Annotated in this window: 20 protein-coding genes, 2 pseudogenes and 3 riboswitches; of the genes and pseudogenes, 4 read left to right on the top strand and 18 right to left on the bottom strand. The window is 73.3% G+C overall.

The genetic code is table 11. The features are described from left to right. From AB0O29_RS07995 to AB0O29_RS08020, 6 genes and pseudogenes are all read right to left on the bottom strand, one after another. Positions 1 to 901 (bottom strand): annotated as a pseudogene (locus AB0O29_RS07995) (hypothetical protein); the annotation flags it as partial. A 214-nt stretch (positions 902 to 1,115) separates the two neighbouring features. Next, positions 1,116 to 1,952, bottom strand: a complete 837-nt coding sequence (locus tag AB0O29_RS08000) for an ECF transporter S component (protein WP_365147820.1) — start codon at positions 1,950 to 1,952, stop codon at positions 1,116 to 1,118. After that, complete coding sequence (locus tag AB0O29_RS08005) at positions 1,949 to 3,601, bottom strand: ATP-binding cassette domain-containing protein (RefSeq protein WP_365147823.1); 1,653 nt, start codon at positions 3,599 to 3,601, stop codon at positions 1,949 to 1,951. The genes AB0O29_RS08000 and AB0O29_RS08005 overlap by 4 nt, the downstream gene beginning before the upstream one ends. Further along, positions 3,598 to 4,803, bottom strand: a complete 1,206-nt coding sequence (locus AB0O29_RS08010) for an energy-coupling factor transporter transmembrane component T (RefSeq protein WP_365147826.1) — start codon at positions 4,801 to 4,803, stop codon at positions 3,598 to 3,600. The genes AB0O29_RS08005 and AB0O29_RS08010 overlap by 4 nt, the downstream gene beginning before the upstream one ends. A gap of 4 nt (positions 4,804 to 4,807) precedes the next feature. Then, a complete protein-coding gene (locus AB0O29_RS08015; protein ID WP_365147829.1) occupies positions 4,808 to 5,749 on the bottom strand; it encodes a hypothetical protein in 942 nt (313 codons plus the stop codon). After that, on the bottom strand, positions 5,746 to 8,529 hold the full coding sequence (locus AB0O29_RS08020; protein ID WP_365147832.1) for a prenyltransferase/squalene oxidase repeat-containing protein: 2,784 nt from the start codon (positions 8,527 to 8,529) through the stop codon (positions 5,746 to 5,748). The genes AB0O29_RS08015 and AB0O29_RS08020 overlap by 4 nt, the downstream gene beginning before the upstream one ends. Before the next feature lie 114 nt (positions 8,530 to 8,643). Then, positions 8,644 to 8,785: riboswitch (cobalamin riboswitch) on the bottom strand. A gap of 71 nt (positions 8,786 to 8,856) precedes the next feature. Further along, positions 8,857 to 8,995, top strand: a riboswitch (cobalamin riboswitch). A 96-nt stretch (positions 8,996 to 9,091) separates the two neighbouring features. Between AB0O29_RS08020 and AB0O29_RS08025 the strand changes: the two genes are divergently transcribed. After that, positions 9,092 to 10,504, top strand: a complete 1,413-nt coding sequence (locus AB0O29_RS08025) for a hypothetical protein (protein ID WP_365147835.1) — start codon at positions 9,092 to 9,094, stop codon at positions 10,502 to 10,504. A gap of 78 nt (positions 10,505 to 10,582) precedes the next feature. Here AB0O29_RS08025 and AB0O29_RS08030 read toward each other — a convergent pair whose 3' ends face one another. From AB0O29_RS08030 to AB0O29_RS08040, 3 genes are all read right to left on the bottom strand, one after another. Then, positions 10,583 to 11,071 (bottom strand): DUF4430 domain-containing protein, encoded by a 489-nt coding sequence (locus AB0O29_RS08030; RefSeq protein WP_365147838.1) that lies wholly within the window; start codon positions 11,069 to 11,071, stop codon positions 10,583 to 10,585. Between the two features lie 166 nt (positions 11,072 to 11,237). After that, a riboswitch (cobalamin riboswitch) is annotated at positions 11,238 to 11,311 on the bottom strand. Positions 11,312 to 11,403: 92 nt separating this feature from the next. Then, positions 11,404 to 12,387, bottom strand: a complete 984-nt coding sequence (locus AB0O29_RS08035; RefSeq protein WP_365147841.1) for a GNAT family N-acetyltransferase — start codon at positions 12,385 to 12,387, stop codon at positions 11,404 to 11,406. 100 nt (positions 12,388 to 12,487) lie between these two features. Next, positions 12,488 to 13,084, bottom strand: a complete 597-nt coding sequence (locus AB0O29_RS08040) for a TetR/AcrR family transcriptional regulator (RefSeq protein WP_365147844.1) — start codon at positions 13,082 to 13,084, stop codon at positions 12,488 to 12,490. A 167-nt stretch (positions 13,085 to 13,251) separates the two neighbouring features. Here AB0O29_RS08040 and AB0O29_RS08045 point away from each other — a divergent pair, with 167 nt between their 5' ends. Then, positions 13,252 to 14,211 carry a chlorophyllase gene (locus tag AB0O29_RS08045; RefSeq protein WP_365147847.1) on the top strand — a complete coding sequence of 320 codons (960 nt, stop codon included), beginning with the start codon at positions 13,252 to 13,254 and terminating at the stop codon, positions 14,209 to 14,211. A gap of 90 nt (positions 14,212 to 14,301) precedes the next feature. Here AB0O29_RS08045 and AB0O29_RS08050 read toward each other — a convergent pair whose 3' ends face one another. Beyond that, the gene (locus AB0O29_RS08050) at positions 14,302 to 14,652 is read right to left on the bottom strand and encodes a DoxX family protein (RefSeq protein WP_365147850.1); all 351 of its coding nucleotides are present in this window, start codon (positions 14,650 to 14,652) and stop codon (positions 14,302 to 14,304) included. Positions 14,653 to 14,747: 95 nt separating this feature from the next. On the opposite strand from AB0O29_RS08050, the gene AB0O29_RS08055 reads away from it, so the two are divergent. Both AB0O29_RS08055 and AB0O29_RS08060 read left to right on the top strand, forming a co-directional pair. Beyond that, positions 14,748 to 15,131: a helix-turn-helix domain-containing protein gene (locus AB0O29_RS08055; RefSeq protein ID WP_365147853.1), complete on the top strand. Its 384-nt coding sequence runs from the start codon at positions 14,748 to 14,750 to the stop codon at positions 15,129 to 15,131. Between the two features lie 200 nt (positions 15,132 to 15,331). Continuing rightward, positions 15,332 to 16,087 carry a GntR family transcriptional regulator gene (locus AB0O29_RS08060; protein WP_365147856.1) on the top strand — a complete coding sequence of 252 codons (756 nt, stop codon included), beginning with the start codon at positions 15,332 to 15,334 and terminating at the stop codon, positions 16,085 to 16,087. A 26-nt stretch (positions 16,088 to 16,113) separates the two neighbouring features. Here the strand turns inward: AB0O29_RS08060 and AB0O29_RS08065 are convergent, their stop codons facing one another. The 8 genes and pseudogenes from AB0O29_RS08065 to AB0O29_RS08100 form a co-directional block, all read right to left on the bottom strand. Continuing rightward, positions 16,114 to 16,698, bottom strand: coding sequence for a phosphonate degradation HD-domain oxygenase (locus AB0O29_RS08065; protein WP_365147859.1), 585 nt, complete (start codon positions 16,696 to 16,698; stop codon positions 16,114 to 16,116). Continuing rightward, entirely contained in the window at positions 16,695 to 17,792 is a 1,098-nt protein-coding gene (locus AB0O29_RS08070; RefSeq protein ID WP_365147862.1) for a TauD/TfdA family dioxygenase, read from the bottom strand. Before AB0O29_RS08070 ends, AB0O29_RS08065 begins: the two co-directional genes overlap by 4 nt. Before the next feature lie 143 nt (positions 17,793 to 17,935). Next, positions 17,936 to 18,492, bottom strand: a pseudogene (locus tag AB0O29_RS08075) (TetR/AcrR family transcriptional regulator). 5 nt (positions 18,493 to 18,497) lie between these two features. Continuing rightward, the gene (locus AB0O29_RS08080) at positions 18,498 to 18,860 is read right to left on the bottom strand and encodes a DUF1304 domain-containing protein (protein ID WP_365147865.1); all 363 of its coding nucleotides are present in this window, start codon (positions 18,858 to 18,860) and stop codon (positions 18,498 to 18,500) included. A 150-nt stretch (positions 18,861 to 19,010) separates the two neighbouring features. After that, complete coding sequence (locus AB0O29_RS08085) at positions 19,011 to 19,571, bottom strand: hypothetical protein (RefSeq protein ID WP_365147868.1); 561 nt, start codon at positions 19,569 to 19,571, stop codon at positions 19,011 to 19,013. Between the two features lie 121 nt (positions 19,572 to 19,692). Then, entirely contained in the window at positions 19,693 to 22,248 is a 2,556-nt protein-coding gene (locus AB0O29_RS08090; protein ID WP_365148015.1) for an ATP-binding protein, read from the bottom strand. Between the two features lie 11 nt (positions 22,249 to 22,259). Beyond that, positions 22,260 to 22,349, bottom strand: a complete 90-nt coding sequence (gene kdpF, locus AB0O29_RS08095) for a K(+)-transporting ATPase subunit F (protein WP_365147871.1) — start codon at positions 22,347 to 22,349, stop codon at positions 22,260 to 22,262. 31 nt (positions 22,350 to 22,380) lie between these two features. After that, entirely contained in the window at positions 22,381 to 23,271 is an 891-nt protein-coding gene (locus AB0O29_RS08100; RefSeq protein ID WP_365147874.1) for a GNAT family N-acetyltransferase, read from the bottom strand. Positions 23,272 to 23,698 lie beyond the last annotated feature (427 nt).

Consider the following 23,698-nt stretch of genomic DNA (forward strand, 5'->3'; position numbering starts at 1 on the left):
CCTCGGCCGACATGTCGGGACCGTCGGCCGAGGACCCCTCGGGGGCGCCCGGGGTGCCGTCCGCCCGCCCGGACTCCGCCGGCTCCTCGGCGGGACGCCGGGCGGCGGCCCAGTCCGCCGCGCGGCGGACCAGGGGTTCCGCAGCGCCCTGCAGGGCGGCTCCGGCGACCTCGCCGAACAGGGCCCCGACCGCGCCGACGGCAGCGCCGCCCAGGATCTCGGCGAGCAGCCGCCGCCAGCTCCCGCCGCCGGCCCCGGCCGGAGCTCCCGGCCCGGCCGCGGAGCCGGGCCACCGCTCGTCCGCCGTTCCGGCGGTCGGGGCGGTGGGGCCGTAGGGGATCGCGGTGGCCGTGAGCTCGTCGATCGCCGTGCCGAACGCGTCGTCGAGTTCCTCGAACCCGTCCAGCCACCCCGGCGCGGACGGCCCGGGATCGAACAGGCGGCCGGTCGCCCAGGCGCACGCGGAGATCACGGACGTGTCTTCGAGCGGTCGGCCCTCGTCGTCCAGGACCAGCGCGAACATCGCGCTCTGGCCCGACAGCACCAGCTCGGTCTGCGGCACGCCGGGGTCGGGATCGGTCCCCGCGGGCAGGACGGAGATCATTGCCTGGCGGAGCAGCTCCAGGTCAAAGACCCCGCAGTAGACCTCGTGCCGCCACATACGTCCGTGGGGTGCCCGCCGCGCCCCCGTCTCCGGGTGCTCCGGAGCCCACGGCAGGAGCGGTGGCACCCGGCCCGGCTCCGGAGTCAGGTCGACCACGTACTCGTCCCTCGGCCCGGAGCGCGCGGCGGGGCGCCGGCGGGGCAGTGCCGGGATGGTCGGCGGACTGAACAGTTCGATCGCGCGCCAGCACTCCAGCAGGGCCTTCCGCCGATGGTCCTGCGCGTGTCCGCTCCGCACCCACTGCCCCCGTGTCGCACGCGCGGCGTGTTGCCGCTCCCCTGAAGATCAGCCGTATCGCTGAATCTACCGGACCGTCAGCAGGGCGTGCCCGGCGCCGGAACGCCTGGACCCTCAGGGCCGGTTCGGGCGACTTGGGCACCGGGCGGGAGGGCTCCCGGGGTGCGGTGGAACTCTCCGGTGGTGCGAGTCGTCGTCCCAGCGGAAGGGGCCGTCAGCGGGCCGGTCCGGTGAGGTGCGCCTTGGCGTCCGGGAAGGAGACGGACGCCTGGAACCGGGCCTTGCGGGCCGCGCGGCGGAAGACCGTGAGGACGGCCGGGCCGGCCAGGCAGACGCAGACGAAATTGGTGACGGCGCGGCCGGTGTCCCAGCCGAGGGAGGTCGCCAGGTCGAAGGCCAGGTAGCGGTGGAACTGCTCGGTGAAGGGGAGGCCCGGGAGGTAGGCGATCGAGCTGTTCGGGTCGAGGGAGAAGGGCCAGAAGGAGAGGTTGAGGAGGAAGCCGAAGAGGTAGCCGGAGGCCGAGCCGTAGGCGGCGAGGAGGGCGACCTCCTTGCGGCCGGTGGCCTTGGGGAGGAAGCCGGCGAGCATGCCGACGAAGGCGCAGCCGAACATCTGGTACGGCATCCAGGGCCCGACCCCGCCGGTGATGAGAGCGGAGGCGAACAGCGAGGTGCAGCCCAGGGTGAAGCCGAAGCCCGGGCCGTAGACCCGGCCGGCCAGGACGAGGATGAAGAACACCGTCTCGATGCCCGCCGTGCCCGCGCCGAGGGGGCGGATGGCGGCGTTGACGGCCGACAGGACCCCCAGCATGGCCAGGGCCTTGGAGTTGATGCCGCCCTCGGCGATCTCGGAGATCACCACGCACAGGACGATCACGAGGAGGACGCCGAAGATGAGCGGCGGGGCGTAGTTCGAACCGAACTTGCCCGGGGCGACGAGGAAGGGCCAGAAGAAGGCGACGACGCCGAGGAAGCCCGCCATGGCGATGACGGTCCCGGCGCGCGCGTTGATGCGGATGGCGGTGGTGCGTGCGGTGGCGGCGGTGGTCATGGGCGCGGGTCCGTCCCGTCGTCGGGGAGGGTGGCCGTCACCTGGGCGACCGTGAGGTAGGGGAGCGGAGCGAGGATCTTCGCGGTCTGGGGGGCGAAGACGGGTGAGGCGACGATGACTTCGGTCGTGGGGCCGTCGGCGACGATGTCGCCCTCGGCCATGACGACCACCCGGTCGGCGGCGCGGGCGACGAACTCCACGTCGTGGGTGGAGATCACCACGGCGCGGCCCTCCGCCGCGAGGCCGTCGACGATGCGGACCAGCTCGCTCTTGGCGCGGTAGTCCAGGCCGCGGGTGGGCTCGTCGAGGAGCAGGACGCGCGGGGCGGCCGAGAGCTGGATGGCGAGGACGAGGGCGAGTTTCTGGCCTTCGGAGAGGTCGCGGGGGTGGGTGGTGTCGGGGATGCCGGGGGCGAGCCGGTCGAGGATGGCGCGGGCGCCGTCTCCGGTGGTGCCGGACTCGGTGTCGGCCTGGTCGAGTTCCTGCTTGACCGATTCGAGGTAGAGGAGGTCGGTGGGCGTCTGAGGGACCAGGCCCACCCGCCGCCGGGCCTCGGCGGCCGGGAGCTTCTTCGGGTCCGCGGGCTTCGTGTCGCCGTCCGCCGGCGCGACGGCCACGGTGCCGGCCTTGCGCGGGCCCGAGCCCTGGAGCGCCCAGAGGAGGGAGGACTTGCCGGAGCCGTTGCGGCCCATGAGCGCGGTGATCTCCCCACCCCGCAGGCCGAGGTCGACCTCCCGTACGGCCGGGACGCCGTGGTACGTCACCGTGACGCCGCGCGCGGTGAGCAGGTGCGGACGGCCGGCCGCCGGAGCGGGTCGTACCGGTGGGGGAGTGACGCCGGCCAGACGGGTGCGCAGGGGCGCGGCGGTGCGGCGGGCGTCGCGGATCGAGAGGGGGAGCGGGGTCCAGCCGGCGGCGCGGCCCAGTTCCACGATGGGGGGTGCGATCGAGGACGTACGGAAGACGTCCGCGGGCGGGCCGGACACCACGCGGCCGTCGCCGGGGAGGTGGATGACGCGGTCGGCGTACTGGACGACGCGCTCCAGCCGGTGTTCGGCGAGGAGGACGGTGACGCCGAGGTCGTGGACGAGGCGGGTGACGGCGGCCAGGACCTCCTCGGCGGCGGTCGGGTCGAGGGCGGAGGTGGGCTCGTCCAGGACCAGGATGCGGGGGTGGGCGGTCAGGACGGAGCCGATGGCCACGCGCTGCTGCTGTCCGCCGGAGAGTTCGTGCAGGGCGCGGTGGCGCAGGTCGGCGAGGCCGAGCAGGTCGAGGGTCTCCTCCACGCGCTTGCGCATGGTGGCGGGCGGGACCGCCAGTTGCTCCATGGCGTAGGCGAGTTCCTCCTCGACCGTGTCGGTGACGAAGCCGTCGAGGGGGTCCTGGCCGACGACGCCGACGACGTCGGCGAGTTCGCGGGGCGGGTGGTCTGCGGTGTCCCGGCCGTCGACCAGGACCCGGCCGTAGAGGGTGCCGCCGGTGAAGTGCGGGACGAGGCCGTTGACGGCGCCGAGGAGGGTGGACTTGCCGACGCCGGTGTGGCCGACGACCAGGCAGAGTTCGCCTTCCTCGACGGTGAGGTCCACGTCGCGCAGGACCGGTTCGGCCGTGTCCTCGTACTGGACGGTGACCTGGTCGAAGTGGATCACTTGGGTTCCTCGGTGCGCTGGGCGGGGGCGGGGGCGGGGAGAGGGGCGGCGGGTCGGGCGGGTGGCGCGGGCGGTGGGGCCAGGAATCCGGCGGTCCCGGCCAGGAGGACGGCCGCGGCCGGTACCAGGGGCAGGGTCGGCCAGCTGAGCGGGTAGATGGACGGGTTGAGCTCGGCGGCGTTGAACCCGACGTTGGCGAAGAGGAGGACGGCGGAGAGGACCCCGCAGCCGGCGACGGCCCATTCGGCGAGGTGCCAGGGGTCGGGCCGGTAGCTGGTCCGGGTGATGCGGCGGCCGCCGAGGCGGAGCCCGGCGAAGCACAGCAGCGCGCCCGCGCCCATCGCGGGCAGGCCGAGCAGCTTGGGGGCGGTGGCGTCGAGGAGTCCGTACGCCCCGGCGCACAGGCCGCACATGCCGAGCAGCATCAGGGCGCCCGTGGCCCGGCGCGAGCGGCGGGTGGCGGTGCCGGCGCGGCCGTAGCCGCGCGAGTCCATGGCCGCGGCCAGGCGAAGGGAGCGCTCCAGGGCGTCTTCGAGGACGGGCACGATGATGCCGCGCAGGGCGCGCAGGCCCTTGGAGCGGCCGGCGCGGAGCCGGCGGGCGCGGTGGACGCGTTGCACGCTCTGGACGAGCTGGGGGGCGACGCTGATGGAGACGGTGACGGCGACGCCGAGTTCGTAGAGGGCGCCGGGCAGGACGCGCAGGGCGCGTTTGGGGTTGGCGAGGGTGTTGGCGGCGCCGATGCAGCACAGCATGCAGGCCAGGCGCAGGCCGTCGGTCGCCGCGGAGAGCAGGGCCTCCAGGGAGACGGGGCCGCCCAGTCGGATGCCGGCGTACCAGTCGGGGGTGGGGATGTGGGGCAGGGAGAAGAGGAAGTGGTCGCGGGGGGTGATGCCGGTGGCGAAGACCGCGCGGAACAGCACCCGGATGGTCACCACGGTGAGGGCCAGGTAGAGGTAGTACTTGAAGCCGCGGGCCCAGGGGGCCTCGGTGCGGCGCATGGTGATGACGTGGCCGAGGACCGCGAGGACGAGGAACAGCAGCAGCGGGTTGTTGGTGCGGCTGACCGCGGTGGCCAGGGCGAGGGCCCAGATCCACCAGGCGACCGGGTGCAGGGTGCGGGGCAGACGGCGGCCGCCCGCGTCCGGCGCGGGGCCGGACGCGGGCGGCTTCACCGGTGCCGCGGGGAGGGTACGGGCCATGCGGCTACTCCGTACGGCGGCGGCGCTTGGCCGCGTACACGGCCGCGCCACCGATCAGGAGGACGAGCGCCCCGGTGGCGACGGCGGGCAGGTACGAGCCCGCGTCGTGTTCGGCGTCGGCGGCGGGAGCCGCCTCCACGACCTGGGGGCCGGGAGCCGGAGCCGCTGCCGCGGGAGCGCCGGCCGGCGGGGTCGGGGCGATGCTCTCGGAGGGGCTCACCGAGGGAGAGGGGCTTCCCGGGGCCGTGGGGCTGGCCGCCGGAGGCAGCGGCGGGGGTGGCGGTGTCGTCGCCGGAGCGGCCGGGGGCGGGTTCTCGGGTTTGGGACCGGTGTTGACGTTCGGCGGGGGCGGCTTGGCGGTGCGGGTGTCCTGCGGTGCGGGCCCGCCGGTGGGCTGCGTGTTGTGGGCGCGCAGCTGGTCGGGGGTGACGGCGGGCTTGCCCTCGGTGCCCTCGACGTTCGTGGCGCCGAAGATCCACAGGTCGACGCCGCCCGGCTCGGGCTTGTAGAGCATGGCGCCGAGCTGGCTGTACTGCCAGGTGTTCTGGCCGGGGTCGGCGTGCCAGTACGACCAGTACGCGGAGGCGGGCGGGGTCAGTACGCAGTCGTCCTGCTGCGGCGTCGGGAACTGCCTGCCGCCCTGGTACCCGCTGTAGCCGATCCGGCAGATGAAGGCGGGGCCGTCGTGGCCGGTGCCGGTGGTGGCCCAGCCGCCCTGGTTGAGGAGCTCGTAGCCCGTGGTGGGGGTGGTGCCGCAGGCACGGTAGACGGGGCCGCCCCAGTGGCTGAAGTCCACGGCCAGGACCACGCCGGACGAGGTGGTGCACTGGCCCATCGGCTGCGGCGCGGCCCCGGCCGGGGCCGCGGTGGCGGCGAAGGCCGCCACCGTCAGCCCCAGCGCGGCGGCCGTGCGTGCCAGTGCCCGCACGATGCGCTCGCGGCTCATGCCCGGCTCCCCGGGGTCGTGCGGCGGCGCTTGGTGGCGCGGGTGAGACCCCAGCCGCCCAGGGTCAGGGCCAGAGCCGCGGCGGCGAGGCCGCCGACCCGGGTTCCGGTGGAGGCGAGAGGGCCGCCACCGGCCGACCCGGACCCGGAGCCGCCCGCGGAGCCCGTGCCGCCGCCGTTCTCGCCCGGCGTCACGATGACGGGCGAGCCGTTGCCGCCGGACGTACCGCCCGAGGTGCCCCCGGACGTGCTGGGGACCGGCTCGGGGGTCGTACCGGTCAGGTCGCGGGCCAGGGTGCCGAAGGAGATCCCGGTGGCACCGCCGACGGCCTGGGTGGAGGCGCGCAGGTCGGAGCCGGCCTGGGCGTCCTTGGCGACGTTGAAGCCGCCGTCGGCGTTCTGCTGGCTGGCCAGGAACTTCCGTGCCTTGGCGATCTGGGCGCCGTACCTGGGCGCGTCCAGGGAGAGCCCCTGGACGGCGAGGGCCGCGGAGTTGACGGAGTTACCGGAGGCGCCGGGGAAGCCGCCGTCCTCCTTCTGCTGGGCCGCGAGCCAGGCGAGCGCCTTGTCGACCGCCGCCCGGGATCCGGCGTCGGGGAGCAGGCCCACGGTCATGGCGGCCATGGCGGTGGAGTCCACCTCGGGGCCGCTGGGCTCGCCGATCAGGCTGACCCAGGCACCCGAGGGGGTCTGGAGGCTCTTGAGGTAGGCGGCGGGCTCGGCCGCGGCGGCCTTCTCGCCGGCGCGCAGCTGGGCCATGACACCGAGGGACTGCTTGAAGACGGAGGTGGCGTATGCGTAGTTGCCCTTGGCCGCGCACTCCTGCGGGGTCGAGGTCTTCGCCTGGCAGACGATCTTGCCGAGCGCGGCGATCAGGTCCTGGCCGCCGAAACTCCGGGGGTCGCGGCCGACGGTCTCGGCGAGCACGGCCGCCTTGCCGATGGAGCCCCCGTTCGCGTACTTCGTGCCGACGAGGGTCCACTCGTGGATCCCGCGCTTCTGGCCGTCCCTGCCGCCCTTGTCCATGAAGTCGACGATGCGGCGCAGGGCGGCGTTGTCCTCGCCGGTGGCGGCGAGGGAGTACGCGCCGTCGATGGTCAGGCCGTAGTCGGCGAAGCCGCTGCCGGGCCGGCTCTCGTAGAAACGGCCCTGCACCAGCCGGGACGGGGCGGTCAGGTACGCGACGCCCTTCTTCGTGTCGGGCCCCTCACCGGCCGGCGGCGTGGTCGGGGGGTCGGTCGGGGCCGGCGGTGCGGCCGGCTTGGCGGTCAGGGCGGCGAGATCGCTGCCGGCGCCCGCGATCGAGGCCGTCGCCGTGGGGTACAGGCGGGATTCGGTGTCGTCCTCGGCGAAGCCGAATCCGCCGGTCGGGAGCTGGCGCTTGGAGAGCCAGGAGACGCCGGCGTCCGCGAAGGCCTCGTCACCGAGGGCGCGCAGCGCCTGCGCGGCCCAGCCGGTGGCGGCCGGGTTGCCGGTCGTCTCGTAGTACACGGAGGGCCATGCCCCGGTCGCCAGCTGGGACCTCTTGAGGTGGTTGCGGGCCTTCTGGAGCACCGTTTCGTGGCCGCCGGCCCGTTCCAGGGCCAGGGCGATCAGGCCGGTGGCACCGGCCTCGCTCTCGCACCCCGGGCTGCCGGGCCGGATGAGGACACTGGTGAATCCACCGTCCTCGCACTGGAGGAGGGTCAGCCGGGCCACGGAGCCGGCCGGGGGCGTCATACCGGCGTTGACCAGGGCGAGGACGGCCATGGCCTGCCCGTCGGCCTGCCCGGTCGTGCGGAAGTCGCCCTTAGTGAAGCAGCCTTCGACCGTCTCGCCGTCGCCGATGTCGCGGGGGCAGGCGTACTTCACCAGGTCGCCGAGCAGGTCGTGGCCGCCGAACGCGCGGGGGTCCTTGCCGGTGGCCTCGGCGACGAGGGCGAGGCGGGCAGCGGCGGTGGCGTCGGGGATGCGGTCCTTCCCGGCCGGGTAGGCGTACGCGTCGGTCTGCGCGGGCGTGGCGAGGAAGTCGGCGATCTTCTTCGCAGCCGGGCTCTTGCGGTCGGCCGCCGCGAGGGCGAACACCGCTTCGGTGGTGAGGAAGTGGTTGGGGGTGGTGGAGCCCTCGTCGACGACGCGTTCCCCGTCCGTCAGCGTCCCGGTGACCCAGCGGGTGGCCGCGGGCACGTCGACCCGGCCGGCCGGGACCTTGGGCGGTGCCGTCGGAACGGTGGGGTCGGGGGTGGTGAAGCCACGGACGTCGTCCGGAGTGAAGGACGGCTTGCCCTTCGTGCCGGCGACGTCGGTGCCGCCGTAGACCCAGGCCTCCACATCACCGGGCTTCGGGTGCCGGGCCATGGCCCCCTGCTGGCTGTAGGACCACTTCCGCTGGCCGGGCGAGGCGGTCCAGTACGACCAGTAGGCGGTCGCCTGCGGAGTGAGGACGCAGGGTTCCCTCTCGGGCGTGGGGTACTGCGTGCCGGTGCCCTTGCCGATGCGGCAGATGAAGGCGGGGCCGTCGTGGACGGTGCCCTCCATGGTGAACCCGGCGGTCCGCAGCAGCTCGTAGCCGGTGGTGGGGGTGGTGTCGCAGCCCTTCTCCAGCTTGCCGCCGAACGGGCCGAAGTCCACGGCGACGAGGGCGCCGGTGGTGGCCGTGCACCGCTCGACCGGGTCGGCCGACGCGGGCACGGCCCCGCCCACGAAGGTCACGCCCGCGGCGAAGGTCAGCAGCGCCGCCGCTGTGAGCGACAACAGCCCCTTGTGCCGCATGCGTTGCTCTGCTTGCTGTGCGGTCCCCACCACGGCCCCTCGTGTCGGCCGGGCGGACCTGTGCGTGGCAAAAGGACTCCCGCGGCCGGCATGGCGGCAGGGAAGGCCGTTTCGAACCACGCCGTAGTCCGCGACGGCGTTTCTCGCTGCAAAAAACCTGGCTCCAGGCATTCCGACTCGCCCGGGCGGTGCCGGGCCTACGGTTGCGGGTCAGCGCCGGATTTCGACCGGCTTCCCCTGGAGCTGAGTGCTTATCAGTCGGAGTGGAACACGCGGATAAAGACACCGTCAAGGTGGTCTGCGTCTCACGCGGAACGGGCTCCCGGCCCCTCGATCGGGGCCGCTCACGGTGGCTGGCGGACCGTTGATCACTCGGGTAGCGTCCTGGGCTGCCACATGGGGGAACCCGGTGCGAATCCGGGGCTGACGCGCAGCGGTGTGGAACGGCAGGGGGCCGTTCCGAGCCCGAATGCCCGTGCGGCATGGCACATCACAAGCCGTACCACGCGTTCGGACGGCCGCCACCGAGCTCCGGGCCGTCCGCCCGCACGAGCTCCGGTCAGGTCGGCGTCCCTCATTCCAGGAGCAGGCCATGTCCCGTCCCCGTACCGCCCGCCGCCTCACGCTCGCGGTGCCCGCCGCGCTCGGCGCCCTCGCCCTCACCACGCTGCCGGCCTTCGCCACCTCCTCGCCCGCACAGATCGCCACGTCCAAGACGAACGGTGTGACCTATCTCAAGTCCCTCCAGGCCGCGGACGGTTCGTACGCCGGGGCCGGACTGTCCAACGAATGGGCGTTCACCGCCTTCGCGGCCACCGGCACGGCGGTCGTCGACGTCCACCCCGGCGGCGACACCACGAAGAACGCGCGCACCGTCTACCGCAACCTGCTCTCGACGGCGGGCTGGCCGCAGGCCTCCCCGGTCGTGACGGACTACGAGCGAGGCACCCTCAACGCCTACGCCGCCGGCATCGACCCGGCCCGCGTCTCCGCCTCCCGCAACCTCATCGCGAACGTCTACTCCTACTGGCAGACCGCCGAGACCGGCTACTTCGGTCCGTCCGGGAACTTCAACGGCACGGTCTTCGCGGCCCTTTCGCTGGGCGGGGCCAAGACCCAGGCCGGCGGTGCGCGCGTGCCGCAGGCGCTGACCGACGCGATGGTCACCCGCATCCGGGCCAACCAGCACGTCGACGGCGGCTGGACCTACAACAAGGCCGAGGGCAACCCGACCGTCCTCAACTCCGCGGGCGACGTGGACATGACCGGCGCGGCCATGGCGGCCCTGTGCGTCTCCGGCGTCGCGAACACCGACACCGACGTCGTCGAGGCGAAGAACTTCCTGAAGAGCAAGCTCGTTTCCGGAAGCGGCGCCTTCAACTCCCTCTACGGAGTCAACACCAGCTCGAACGGCTGGGGCGTGGCCGGCCTCAACGCCTGCGGATTCAACCCGCAGACCGGTGACTTCCTCACCGGCAGCGGCAAGACGCCGATCGACTTCCTCATCGCCAACCAGTACAACCCGGCGGGCGGCTTCAAGTACAAGCCCTCCGACACCAGCGCCAGCGCGTACGCCTCCATCGACGCCCTGCGCGCGGTCGCCGGCGGAGGCTTCACCACCGCCCCGCCCGTCCCCGTCACCCCCGGCGCCCCGCAGTGGGTCGCCCAGTCCACCTTCACCGCCGGCACGGCCACGAAACTGGCACTGACCGTCGACGACGGCGCCGGCGGCCTCAAGGTCTGCTCGGTGGCCTTCACCCCGACCGGGACGACCACCACCCTCGGCGACGTGCTGGCCGCCGCGACAGGCGGCGCCACCCCGTCCGGTTGCGTCACGAGCGTGACCCCCTCGTCGGGGACCGGCACGATCACCGACGTCAACGGCAAGGCCAACAGCGGCTCGAACACCTGGAAGGTCAGCGTCGACGGCTCGGCCTTCGCCGGGGCCCTGCGCGAGAAGGTCATCAGCGTGGGCGACACCATCGCACTGCGGTGGGGTGCCTGACCTGCTCACACCGGCGCGGGGTACGGGCCTTGGGCCCGTACCCCGCCGAAGGGCCTGGCAACGGCCCTTCGGGCCGGATTAGAAAGAGGTCCAGGTGAAGGCGACCTGGTCACCCGCAGCGATCTTGAACTGGCATCCGCCGACCGGGGTCGGGGTGCCGTTGACGGAGATGCTCCAGTAGGCGGAGCCGCCACCGTTCACGTTCTTGATCGTGTCGACGGAGAAATCGTCGAAGGACGCGTACCAGGTGCCGTCCCAGCCGAAGTAGTTGAGGCGGGCGGCGTCGTCGAGGGCGGCGGTCGGGGTGGGCACCTTGGTCGCGTTGGCGCCGCCGTTGGTTCCGTCGCACTTGTGGGTGCCGCCGGTGGCGGTGGTGACGTCGTGGCCCTTGGTCGTGATCTTGCCCTTGAACAGCAGCCCATCGGGGCCCTGGACGGTGAGGTTGACCTTGACGGGCGCGTTCGTGTGGGGCTGGGGGGCGGCCTCGGCGACGGCGGGAGCGCCGGCGAGCGCCAGGCCGAGGGCGACCGTGGTGATCACGGAGCGGCGGGCGGGTATCTGACGCATGGCGCCTTCTTCCTGAGAGGGACGACGGGCCTGCCGCCGACGATCCCCTCAGCCCCACGCGCCCGTCCCCTGCTCGTTCCGCGGGGAACGAGCAGGGGACACCGGCCCGGGGTCGGGGCTTCGCGCTGCAGACCATGACAGTGAGAAGCAGTACGCATCGCACCCCGGGTACTCCGACTCACGGCGCCCTCGGCCCCGTTCACGGTTGCAGGTCAGCGCCGGATTCCCACCGGCTTCCCCCAGCTGTGCACGCATTCGGTTGTGGGCCCCGGTCCTTGAGGGGCCGGAGCAGAACGCATCGTACGGTCTGGAAGGCCGGTGCCGGAAGCCGGTCACGCGAGCGGCTTGCGGTAACGGACGTACTCGTTGCGCCTCCGGAACCCCACGCTCTCGTAAAGATCGTAGGACCGGTGCGGATTCGCCGTGCCCGTGTACAGCCTGGCCGTCGTCGCACCCTGTTCGCGAAGGCTTCGTAGCCCTTCCAGCAGCAGGATCCGGCCGATTCCGAGGCGTCGCCGGTCCGTTCGGACGCTCAGCTCTTCCACCTCGCCCACGGTGGGGTCGTGGCCGCGGAGGGAGCAGAGGGCCACGCCGAGCATGTCCTGCCCGTTCCACGCGGCCCTCCAGCATGCCGGGTCGGCGGCGTCGACGAAGTCCTGGAAGGGCCACTTCTGCGTGAAACCGGTGTCCGCGTACGAATCGACGACCGTCCTCCAGGCCGCGCGGTAGTGGCCGCTCCCGACCGGGCCCGTCCGTATCCCGGCAGGGAGTTCGCCGCCCGGCTCGGGCAACTGCCGCAGATCGCCCAGCTCCAGCTCGACCAGAGTGAAGACGCGCCGGTAGCCGGCTGCGAGCAGAAGCGCCGTGGCGTCCCGCTCGGAGACCATGGCGTTCGCACCGATCACCGCCGCCCGCGCCGTGCCGTGTTCTTCGACGAGCCGGCGGATCCGCCCTTCGGCCCAGCTCAGCATGGCTGAGCCGATGCCCTGGCCGCGATGCTCGGGCAAGAGGTGACCGCGGTGCAGGTACAGCCACGTATCGTCCCGCTCCTGCCACCACCGGATCGTCGAGTAGCCGACGACGCTCCCGTCGCGTACCACCAGGACCTGGTTTTCGGACGGCTCGTCCAGCTTGGCGGAGGCCTCGGCGATCTCGGCCGCTGTCGGGAGCCCTTCCACGACCGAACGGACGTCGACCCCGTCCCGTTCGGCACATCCCAGCCGCACCGCGGCCATGGGGCCGTGGTCCTCGTCGCCCCGATAGGGCCGGAACCCGAAGCCGGCCGGGAGGTCCTGTCCTGGCGTGTCATCCGACATGACCGGAGCATCTCGGACTCCGTCGCCGCGCGCCACCGTCCCACCTCGCGGGCCGGACCGGCTCATTCCCGGCAGCGGTACTTCACCGGGCTCGTCGGCATCAGGTCGTCCGGGGTTGCCGGAGTCCCTGGAGGAGGAGGGCGATCAGGCGTCGGGGGTCGTAGCGGGGGTCGTCGTCGCGTCCGATGCAGAGGTTGCCGATGCCGCGCATCAGCTCGTAGGGCTGCGTGCCGGGCCTGATGTCGCCGGCCGCGACGGCGGCGTCGAGCAGTTGGGCGCAGACGGGCAGCAGGCGGTCGAGGAAGTAGGCGTGCAGCGCGGCGAAGCGGTCGCTGTCGGACTGGAGGGCGTCGGCGAGGCCGTGCTTGGTGACCAGGAAGTCGACGAAGAGGTCGATCCATTGGCGCAGTGCGTCGAGCGGGGAACCGGCATCGGCCGCCAGCTTCGGGCCGGCTTCGGCGCATGCCTCGATCTGGTGCTGGTACACGGCGGTGACGAGGTCCGCCCGGGTCGGGAAGTGGCGGTAGATCGTGGCCATCCCCACTCCCGCCCGGGTCGCGATCCGGCGGATCGGCGCGTCGACGCCGGAGGTGACGAACACCTCGGCGGCGGCAGCGAGCACCGTCTCCCGGTTGCGCTGGGCATCGGCCCGCTTGCCGCGGACCGGCGCATCCCCTCCAGGACCCTCGGCGGCCATCACGTCCTCCTTCGAAACCGGTTGACAAAACGGAGCAGCGCTCCGGATAGTAAGTGGAGCAGTGTTCCGTTTAATCCTAGCCGAAGCCGAACACTCCTGACCGCCTTGCCCGCCAGTCGACGGCAGGAGGCCGGCGGGTGCCCGGCGCCACCGAAGGGGAACCCACCGTGAGCACATCCACCACCGCCGATGCCTTGGGCGCGCCCGTCCCGGTGCTGTCCTTCAGTCCCGTGGTCCTGTCCGTGCCCGGACGTCCCGTGGATCTCCAGGTGCGTGTCTCCGCACCCTCTACCGGCACCAGCCTCCCCGTCATCCTCCTCTCCCACGGCCATGGCCCCTCGAACAACCTCTCCTCGCTCAACGGCTACGCGCCGCTCGCCGACTTCTGGGCGGCACACGGATTCGTCGTCGTCCAGCCCACCCACCTCACCTCCAGGACACTGGCCGGCCTGGTCGCGGACGCCCCCGGAGCGCCCGACTTCTGGCGCTCCCGCGCCGAGGACATGAGCCACGTCCTCGACCGGCTCGACGTGATCGAGAACGCCGTGCCGCAGCTCGCCGGGCGGATCGACCGCACCGAGGTCGCCCTCGCCGGACACTCGCTCGGCGGTTTCACCGCCGCCCTCCTGCTGGGCGCCGGACTCACCGACCCCGAAACGGGCGACCTGGTGCACCTCGTCGAGCCGCGGATCAAGGCGGGCGTACTGCTCGCCCCGCCCGGCAGGGGCGGCGATGTCTTCAACGGACCCATGGCCGCGCAGTGGCCGATCATCGGGGCCGTCGACTTCTCCACCATGACCGCACCCGCGCTGGTCGTCACCGGAGACGAGGACGACCCCCGGCACTTCACGGACATGGGGCCGGACTGGCACGCCGACCCCTACACCCTCGCCCCCGGCCCCAAGACCCTGCTCACCCTCTTCGGCGCGGAGCACGGACTCGGCGGGATCGCCGGATACGACGCCGCCGAGACCACCGACGAAAGCCCCGAGCGGGTCGCCGCCCTCGCCCGGCTCACCACGGCATACCTCCGCACCCGGCTCCACCCCGGCGACCACGCCTGGCAGGCCGCCTGCGAGACACTGACGACCGGACCCGACCCGGTAGGACGAGTCGAATCCAAGTGAGTCCGCTGCCGCGTCGGCCCGAGGGGGCGAAGGGGGCGCCTTACCGGTTGCTCACGAGACCCGGGGAGGGCCGCTTCCCCCCGTCCGCCATCAGAGGGTGGCGGCGCGCAGCACGATCAGGGCGACGGAGGCCACGGTGAGGACCGCCGCCGGAGACGCGCCCTTGTGGTCGCCGACGCGCAGGTGGACGGCGACCGCCCCGGCGAAGTAGAGCGTGAGGCCCATCGCGGCGGCGATTCCGACGGGTCCCCACCAGAGTCCGGCCATCGCACCGGCCGCGCCCGCGATCTGAGCGCCGATCAGGAGAGCCATCACGCTCTGCGGCACTCCGAGGTGGGACATCTGCTCGGTGATGTGCCGGGTGCGCAGAGACTTGGCTCCGGCCGATATCAGGAGAACCGCCGACATGAACACGGTGACGACGGCAAGGGAGACGAACATGGCGGGAACCTCAATCATGCGAGATGCGAGTAAGGAGCGTGCGCACGTCGACGACGATAGGCGGCCGTCAGGTACCTCCAGGTAACCTTCGGGGCATGAGCCTGCGACCTGGAATCGCCTTCCTCGCGGACTGTCCCGCCCTCCTGGCCATGGAGGTCATCTCCAGCAAGTGGTCCGTGGTCACGCTCTTCGCCCTGACCGATGGCCCTTTGCGCCATGGCGAGTTGGTCGAGCTGAGCGGTGGCATCTCGCGGAAGGTGCTGACCCAGACGCTGCGCCGGCTCCAGGCCAACGGGCTCGTCGAGCGGCACGCGTACGCCGAGGCGCCGCCGCGCGTGGAGTACGGCCTGACCGATCTCGGGCGAACCCTGGAGGAGCCCATCAGGATGCTCACCGCATGGGCGCGGGAGAACGGCGAGGCGGTCGTCACCTTCCGGGAGGCGGCCGAGGCGGCCGAGGCGGCCGGGGCCGCCCGGTGACGCCGTACCGTGCGGCCGCCGATCCACGCCCGGCCGCCGCCGTCCGCCGCCTCAGCGACCGCCACGCGCCACTGTCGGCCGCCGGCCCGGACCTCGGCTGATCCGCGCGAAGTCTTCCCCCCCTGATCCCCGTCTGACCGTCCGCCCTCCCCGCCCCGGCCTCGTTGGTGCCGTGACCGGGCACATGACAAGGTGGGGGCGTGAGTGAGGGACGGTCGAGGACACCCCTGTACCTGAAGGTCGCCGCGGACCTGCGCGCGGCCATCGCGGCGGGAGAGTACGGCTCCGGGGCGAAACTGCCCGCGGAGGACGAACTCGGCCGCCGCTACGGTGTGTCCAGGGGGACGGTGCGCCAGGCGCTCGCCGCGCTGCGCGCCGACGGGCTGGTCACCTCCCGGCGCGGTACCCGGCGCGTCGTACTGGGAGCGCCCCGCCTGCACGGCTTCGGCGAGCTGCGCAGCTTCACCCGCTGGGCGCGGTCCCTGGGCGAGGAGCCCGGCGGCCGGGTGGTCGCGCTGAACCGGGTGGAGGCGGACGAGGAGGAGGCGGAGCGGCTCCGGCTGGAATCCGGCGCGTTCGTCTACCGCGTACGGCGGCTGCGCACGCTGTCGGGGACGCCGGTGATGGTGGAGCGGACCACCTACCCGCAGCGGATCGGCGAGCTGGTCGCCGCCATGCCGCTCGACACGGTCTCGCACTCCGAGCAACTGGAGCTCCACGGCGTCCTCTTCGCGGACGCCCGGCACACCATCGACCTCGCGCGGGCGGACGAGGACGACGCGGAGCTCCTCGGGTGCGGGATGGGTGAGGCCCTGCTGCGGGAGCGGCGGCTGTCGACCGACCCGGCCGGGTCGCCGGTCGAATGGTCCCAGGACCGCTACCTGCCCGGCACGGTCGCGTTCACCGTGCAGAGCTCGACGGCGACCTCGGCGCTGGGGCGGCGGCTCGGCCCCTGAGCCCCTCCGCCCCAGCGGCCGACGGCTCAGCGCGCCGGCACCGCTCCGGGGCGCAGCAGGACCTCCAGCAGCGGGCGGAAGTGGGCGAAGTCCGGGGTCGGGAGTTCCGGGTCCTTCGCCTGCTCGTCCCAGCGGCGTACGGCCACGGCGTCCCGTGAGCCCGGGTGGGCCGCGAAGGCGCGCGCCTGTTCCTCCGTCATCGGGCCGCCCTGGACGCGCAGGGTGTGGACGGACGCCTCGGAGAGCAGGTCGAAGTAGCCGGGTTCGACGGTGCAGAGATAGCGCTTCGCGGCGACGTGCAGCCGGACGGGCCCGGTCACCTCGGGGCCGAACCACTGGCCGAGCCAGTCGGCACCGGTGTGGCTGTGCCGGTTGTCGGTCCCGTTCTCCATCAGGTCGCGGCCGGTGACCGCGCCCTGGAAGTGCCCCACGTCGTGCAGCAGTGCCGCGGCCACCAGGTGCGGCGGGGCACCGGCGGCCTCGGCGAGGGCGGCGGCCTGGAGCATGTGCTGGGCCTGGGTGACGGCCTCGCCGAAGTACTCGGCACGGCCCTCGCCCTCGAACAGCCGGGCCAGGACGTCGACGGGGTGCGGGGCGGGAGCGGCGCTCATGCGGTGACCGCCTTCCTGCGGAGTACGGCGAGGGTGGAGGCGAGTCCGTCGATGTCGGCGTAGGTGCCCTGGAGGTGGCGGTCGCCCGATTCGGCGAAGGCCGTACGGGCGTGCAGCAGCCGGGTGTTGTCGAAGATCAGGCAGTCGCCCGGGGCGAGCCGGAACTCCAGCTGGAGCTCCGGGCGCGACAGCAGCTCGCCGAAGCGCCGGTAGGCGGCGTAGAAGGCGTCGAGCTCCTCGGCCGGCCGGCGCAGGGTGCCGATGGAGCGGTTGTTGAAGCGGATCTCCCGGATCCGGCCGGCCGGATCGGTTCCGATCAGCGGCCGGTGGGCGACCAGTGCGGTGCGGTCGTCGGCGAAGGTGAACGGGACCGGTACCCGGGTGAGGACCTCGTACGCCTGCGGGTCCTCGGCCCGGAGCAGGGCGGCGGCGTGGAACCCGTCGACGAGGCCGGAGTCGCCTTCCCGGGCCGCGTTGGACAGGCAGTGCAGCAGCTGGAGGGTGGGGACCGGGTCGCGGTAGGGGTTGTCCGTGTGCGGGGTGATGCGGGCGCCGGTGAAGGCGAGGTTGTTGGGGTCGGCCTCGACGCGGACCTCGAACAGCTCGCCGTAGTTCGTCTCCCGCACGAACCCGAAGGTCCGGGCGACCTCAAGGACCTGCCGGTCGCGGACGGGAACCCCGCGCAGCAGGACGAAGCCGAACCTCATCACGCTCTCCAGCGCGCCGGCGGCGACGGCGGGATCGGCGGTGTACGCGGACCACTCGGCCTCGGGGAACCGGCCCGCGAGCCCCGCCGCGTCCCACAACTCCTTGTCGTCCTCGCCGCGGCCGTCGCCGGGGCCCGCGGGGGAGCCCGGCAGGTGGGCGTCGAGCCAGGTGTCGGCGTAGACGGAGCGGTGGCCGTCGGGGGTCCAGACGACCTCTCGCGCGGGCGCGCCGTCCGCGGTGAGGGTGTCGAGGACGGCGTCCACGGCGAGCCCGGCGGGCAGGTCGGTGATCTGGAACAGCTTCTGGCCGTTGCGGGGGTCCCGGCATTCGGCGCAGGGGCAGTTGTCACGCAGCCACAGCGGTGGCGCGGACGAGAGGGTCGACATGAGCGCGGCTCCATGTTGTACAGACAACTTCTTCCGATGCCGGGGAGCCTCACAAAGCGGGATGACGTCACGGTTACGGGTAGATGGCCTCCCTCCGCTCCGCGCGCGCGGAACCACCGGCCACCTGCCACGGCCGCGCCGGCTCAGGGCAGGGAGGTGCGGTGGAGGCTGATGAGCAGGCGCCAGACACGGCCCGCGATCTCGGCGGGGGAGGCCTCGATGAGGCCGTGCAGCCAGTCGGCGAGCACCCCGGCGAAGGCGGAGGCCACGGCCGAGGCGACCAGGTCGGGCTCCGGCGCGCCGGCCAGGGCCCGTTCGGTCCGGCTCCGCTCGCGCAGGTCCCGGTGGAGGGCGTGGCCGAGCGGTCCGCCGCCGCCGGGGCGGAGCAGTTCCCGGTAGAGCCCGGCGTGCCGGGGGAGGCGGTCGAAGAAGTCGAGCAGGGCGGGCGGCGGGCTCGCCGGGTCGGGGACGCCGCGCCAGGCGTGCAGGGCGTCGACCGCCTCGCGGACGATGTCGGCGCAGGTGTCGACGGCGAGCGCCTCCAGGTCGGCGTAGTGGAGGTAGAACGTGGCCCGGCCGACGCCGGCCCGGCGCGCGACGGCGGAGACGCCGACCTTGTCCAGCGGGCGGTCCGCGCACTCCTCCAGGAGGGCCTGGCGCAGCCTGTCGGGGTGCGTTCGGTGCGGGGGTCCTCCGGCACGCCCGTCACCCGGCCAGCAGGACGGCGCCGAGCGCCAGGGCGCCGGGCAGGGCCTGGGCGATCAGGATGCGCCGGTTGGCGGTGATGCCGCCGTAGACCCCGGCGACCACCACGCAGACGAGGAAGAAGACCCGCGCCCCGAAGCCCGTCGGGTCCCCGGCGCACAGGCCCCACACCAGCCCGGCGGCCAGGAAGCCGTTGTACAGGCCCTGGTTCGCCGCGAGGGGGGCGGTGGCGCGGGCGAGGTCCGCGTCGAACCCGGAGAGCTTCCGGCCGGGCGGCCGCTCCCACAGGAACATCTCCAGCACCAGGAAGTACGCGTGCAGCGCGGCCACCAGGCCCACCAGCACGGTCGCGGTCGTCTCCATCAGCGCAGCCCCACCCTCTCGTCCTGGCGATCGCGCCGTCCGTACGGGGCGCGCCGACCGGGGAAATTTTCTGAACAGGTGACCATAATTTATGGACAGCTGTCCAGGAAGTCAACCGGCCGGTCCGGGAGGTCGGGTGCGCTCAGAGGGTCACTGCAAGCCGGAGACCTTGAAGACCGTGTGGGCCGTCTCCCCGTCGATGTGCCGGGCCAGCTCCCGCAGGGCGGTCGTGCCCTCCCGGAGGGTGCCGCTTCGGGCCGCCGCGCGGCCGTCCGCGTCCAGGAGGTGCCACATCGCCGGATTGCGGGTCAGGACCGCCGGGTCGATCTCGACCCGGTTCCCCCGTGCGTCCCGGAGGACCAGCCGCTGCGCCACCCCGTCGGTCCAGTGGACCGAGACGAGGGAGTCGGTGCGGACCGTGTCCGTGGTCAGCATCCGCCGTGCGCTCAGCTGTCCCGGGCGGACGGAGACCCGCTGCGGCAGCATGATGGCGAAGAGGAGGAAGGCCAGGCCGGTCCACAGGGCGCCGCGCGTCGGATCGAGCCTTCCGGAGGCCGCGTCCACGGCGAACAGGGCCGTGCCCAGGAGGGACGCGACACCGAGGGCCGAGCGCATCTCTCCGGCCCAGTGGAGGTCGTGCGCGCAGGGTCCGGAACGCGCGGCGGCGGAGTCCCGGGCGCCGGGCGCGGCAGGTGTGAAACGTCGTCCCATGAGGACGACGTTAGGGCTGGTGGCGGCGTTGCGGTCGGACCCTGACGCGCCTCTGATGTGCCGGCTACGCCATGTTGACGGGCCGTGCCGGGCGGGGCGGGATGCCGCCGGGGTCAAGCGGTCAGAGCCGCCCGGCGGCCGCATCGGCGTCGACGGGCAGGGACAGGACCATGGTCAGGCCTCCGCCGGGGGTGTCCTCGGCGGTGAGCGTGCCGTCCATCGCCTCGGTGAGTCCTCGGGCCAGGGCCAGGCCGAGGCCGAGTCCGGCGGTGTTGTCCCGGTCGCCGAGGCGCTGGAAGGGCTCGAAGGCGCGTTCGCGGTCGTCGGGGGCGATCCCGGGGCCCCGGTCGGCGATCCTGATCTCGACGCGGCCGGCCAGGGAACTCGCCGTCACCAGCACGGGGCGGTCGGCGGGGGCGTGGCGGACCGCGTTGCCGACCAGGTTCGCCAGTACGCGTTCGAGGAGAGGGGGATCCGCCCGCAGCGCCGGTACCGTCTCCAGGTTCTGCACGTCGACGGCGGGAGCTGCCGCGGGCGGCAGCTCCAGAGACTCCAGGGCGGCCGGCAGGACCTCCTCCAGGGTGGTGGCGCGCAGGGCGAGGGTGAGGGCGCCGGCCTGCAGGCGGCTGAGGTCGAGCAGGTTCTCCACCAGGCGGTTCAGCCGGTTCAGGGACGTCTCGGCGGATTCGAGCAGCTCCGCCCGGTCGCCTTCGGAGAATTCCACGTCCGGGGCGCGCAGTGAGCTGACCGCGGCCAGCGCCCCCGCCAGCGGGGTCCGCAGGTCGTGGCTGACGGCGCGGAGCAGGGCGGTGCGCAGGCGGTCGGCGGCCTTGATGGGTTCGACCTCGGCGGCGGCCTCGGCCAGGCGGGCCCGCTCGACCGCGGCGCCGACGTGCGCGGCGAACGCGGTCAGTACGCGGCGTTCGGAGGAGGGCGGCGTACGGCCGCGCAGGACGAGGAAGGACCCGGATCCGGCGCGGACCACCAGGCCGGGGCCGGCCTCCGTCCGGGTGCCGTCCGTTCCCGGTCCCGTGTCCGGGGGCTCCGACGTCAGATCGACGGTGTCCATGCCGAAGGTCTCCCGGGCACGTTCCAGCAGCGCCGGCACCGCCTGGTCGCCCCGGACGATGCTGCCGGCCAGCGCGGACATGGTCTCCGCCTCGGCGGTGGCCCGGGCGGCGCGGCGCGAGAGCCGCAGGGACCGGTCCGCCGCTGCGGCCACGGTGGCGGCGACGACGGCGAAGACCACCAGTGCCAGCACGCTGTCCGGGTCGCTCATCGTGAACTCGCCTATGGGCGGCATGAACCAGTAGTTGAGGAGCAGCGCGGCGGTCAGCGCCGCGACGAGGGCGGAGGCCACTCCGCCGATGCAGGCCACCCCGACGACGGTCACGAGGAAGAGCAGTGCTTCGCTGGTGAGGTTGAACGTGCCGCGTATCCGGTCGAGGGCGAGGGTGAGCAGCACCGGGAGCACCACACCGGCCACGGGCCCGGCGACGAGCCGGGAGGTGGGGAGCGTGCGGCGGCGGGAGGGCAGCAGCCGGCCGTGGCCCGCCCGTTCGTGCGTGACCATGTGGACGTCGATGTCCCCGGACAGCGCGACCACGGTCTCGCCGATTCCCCGGCCGGTGAGGAAACGTTCAAGCCTGCGGCGCCGGCTGGTACCGAGGACCAGCTGGGTGGCGTTCTCAGCCAGGGCGAACTCCGACAGCGCCGTGGGGACTCCGTCGCCCACGACCGAGTGGTAGCTGCCGCCCAGGTCCTCGACGAGGGCCCGCTGCGCGGCGAGCGCCGCGTGCGAGACCCCGGCGGCGAGGCCGTCGCTGCGCGCGACGTGTACGGCGAGCAGCTCGCCGCCGGCGGACCGGCCGGCGATGCGGGCGGCGCGGCGGATCAGGGTCTCGCCCTCGGGGCCGCCCGTGAGCGCCACCACCACCCGTTCCCGGGTCTCCCAGACCTCCCCGATGCCGTGCTCGACGCGGTACTTGTGCAGGGCCTCGTCCACCCGCCCGACCAGCCACAGCAGGGCCAGTTCCCGCAGCGCGATGAGATTGCCGGGGCGGAAGTAGTTCGCGAGGGAGGCGTCGATCCGTTCCGCGGGATAGATGTTGCCGTGTGCCATCCGGCGGCGCAGTCCCTCGGGGGGTATGTCGACCAGCTCTATCTCGTCGGCGCGGCGCACGAACTCGTCGGGCACCGTCTCGCGCTGCGGCACTCCGGTGATCTTCTCGACGACGTCTCTCAGCGACTCCAGGTGCTGGATGTCGAGCGTCGTGACGACGTCGATCCCGGAGGCCAGGATGTCCTCGACGTCCTGCCAGCGCTTCGGGTGGCGGCCGCCGCCCGGGACGTTGGTGTGGGCGAGCTCGTCGATCAGTACCACCTGCGGGCGCCTGGCCGACAGCGCCCGGCGGTCCAGCTCCGCGTAGGTGCGGCCGCGGTGGACGTGCTCGGCCGGGGGGAGGGCCTCCAGGCCCCTGAGCTTCGCCTCGGTGTGACGGCGCCGGTGGCATTCGACGAAGCCGGCCACCACGTCCGCGCCGCGGGCGGTCCTGCGGTGCGCCTCGTCGAGCATCCGGCACGTCTTGCCGACGCCGGGGGCCGCGCCCAGGAAGACCTTGAGCCTCCCGGGCCGCCGGGCCGGCCCGGCCGTTGCCTCCCGTCCTTCCCCGTCCATGTCCGTCATGATCAGAACTTCTCGGGGAACAGGTACGCCAGGACCAGGTACCCGACCAGGCAGACCGCAATGATGATGCCGACGATGTTCTCCGTACCCACCCGCACCCGACTCCTCCGCGCGTCCTCAACCTCACCAGCGAACAGCAGCGGAGCCGGGAGTGAAACGTCCCTGATGCACTTCTAACGGCTGTCCGGGGGGACTTTGACGGTGTATTGACGGCCGTTGCACCGATAGGGCGAAGGCGGTGCGTTCTCTTGACCCGGAGGAGGCACGGCCGGTGGCGTGGTGGACGTACTCGCGGGTCAGCCGGAACCCGGCCGTCCAGGCCAGCAGCCGGCTGGGCCGGTTGTCGCGCGAGCAGCACCAGCTCGGCGTGCGCCCCCGGGCCCGGATGTCGGCCGCCAGGCCGGCGACGCAGGCCAGCGCGAGGCGTTCGCGGCGGCGGTCCGGCACGGTGACGACGGCGATGTCCTCGTAGGCGCTGCCGAGGAAGTAGGTGCAGGCGACGGAGAGCACCCGGCCCTTGGCGAGTGCGCCCCACGCGTGGCCGGATGCGGCGAGCGCCGTGGGTCCGCCCCAACTGGCGTGCACCCAGGCGTGCTCGGGGTGCAGGCCGGCCAGCGCCGGCCCGTCCGCGGGCGTCAGCCGCCGCACCGTCACGCCGCGCGGGGTCCGGGGCGGGGACACGGATGCCTGGGCCTGGTGGACGTACAGCATCCGTTCCCAGGGGACGACGCGTTCGAAGGCGGAGCCGAGGGCAGGCCAGAAGCGAGCCGGGGCCTCGACGTACCGGTCCGCGAACCGGACCAGGGCGTCCGGTGCGAGCGCGCCCGGGTCGCCGCGCAGCAGCACGTGGTCCGCGCAGCCGACGGCGAGGACGCGGGGCCGGTCGGGGCGGTCGGCCCACCAGCGGCCGGTGCCCGTGGTCAGCGCGTGCTCGGCGAGGGCGCCGGGGCCGGGGGAGCCGGTGGGAAACCAACGGCTGAGGAGGGGAAGCTGCTGCGGACCGATCTCGATCATGAATCGTCTCCAGGCGGTGCACGGGTGCACGGGTGCGCGGACCGGCCGCGCGGTGCGGTCCGGGGAAGGCGGAAACACTGCTCCCGGCCGGGGCGCGACCGGAGGTGCGGTTTCGCGGGCGCCGGACTGACGGGGACAGCGGGCAGTGGTGGGAGCGGCCGCCCGCGTTTCGGGCGGGGCGGGCGGCCGCGGTGTGTGCGGTGCGTCAGCGCACCGGCGGGTGAACGGCGCGCGGGGCCGGGCGCACCGTATGCGGTGGCCGGTCGTCGTGGCGCAGACCGCTGTTCACATCCCCCATTCAACCGCCGTGCAAAGGAGGGCTCAAGGCGGACGACGAGTCCTTGACACGGCTCTGATACCGCCCGCGCCCGATATCACCGGCACGTCAAGAAGTACCGGACCGCCATCAGAGGGCCGTCAACGGGGC

The sequence above is a fragment of the Streptomyces sp. NPDC089915 genome (assembly GCF_040684675.1).
Classification (GTDB): Bacteria; Actinomycetota; Actinomycetes; order Streptomycetales; family Streptomycetaceae; genus Streptomyces.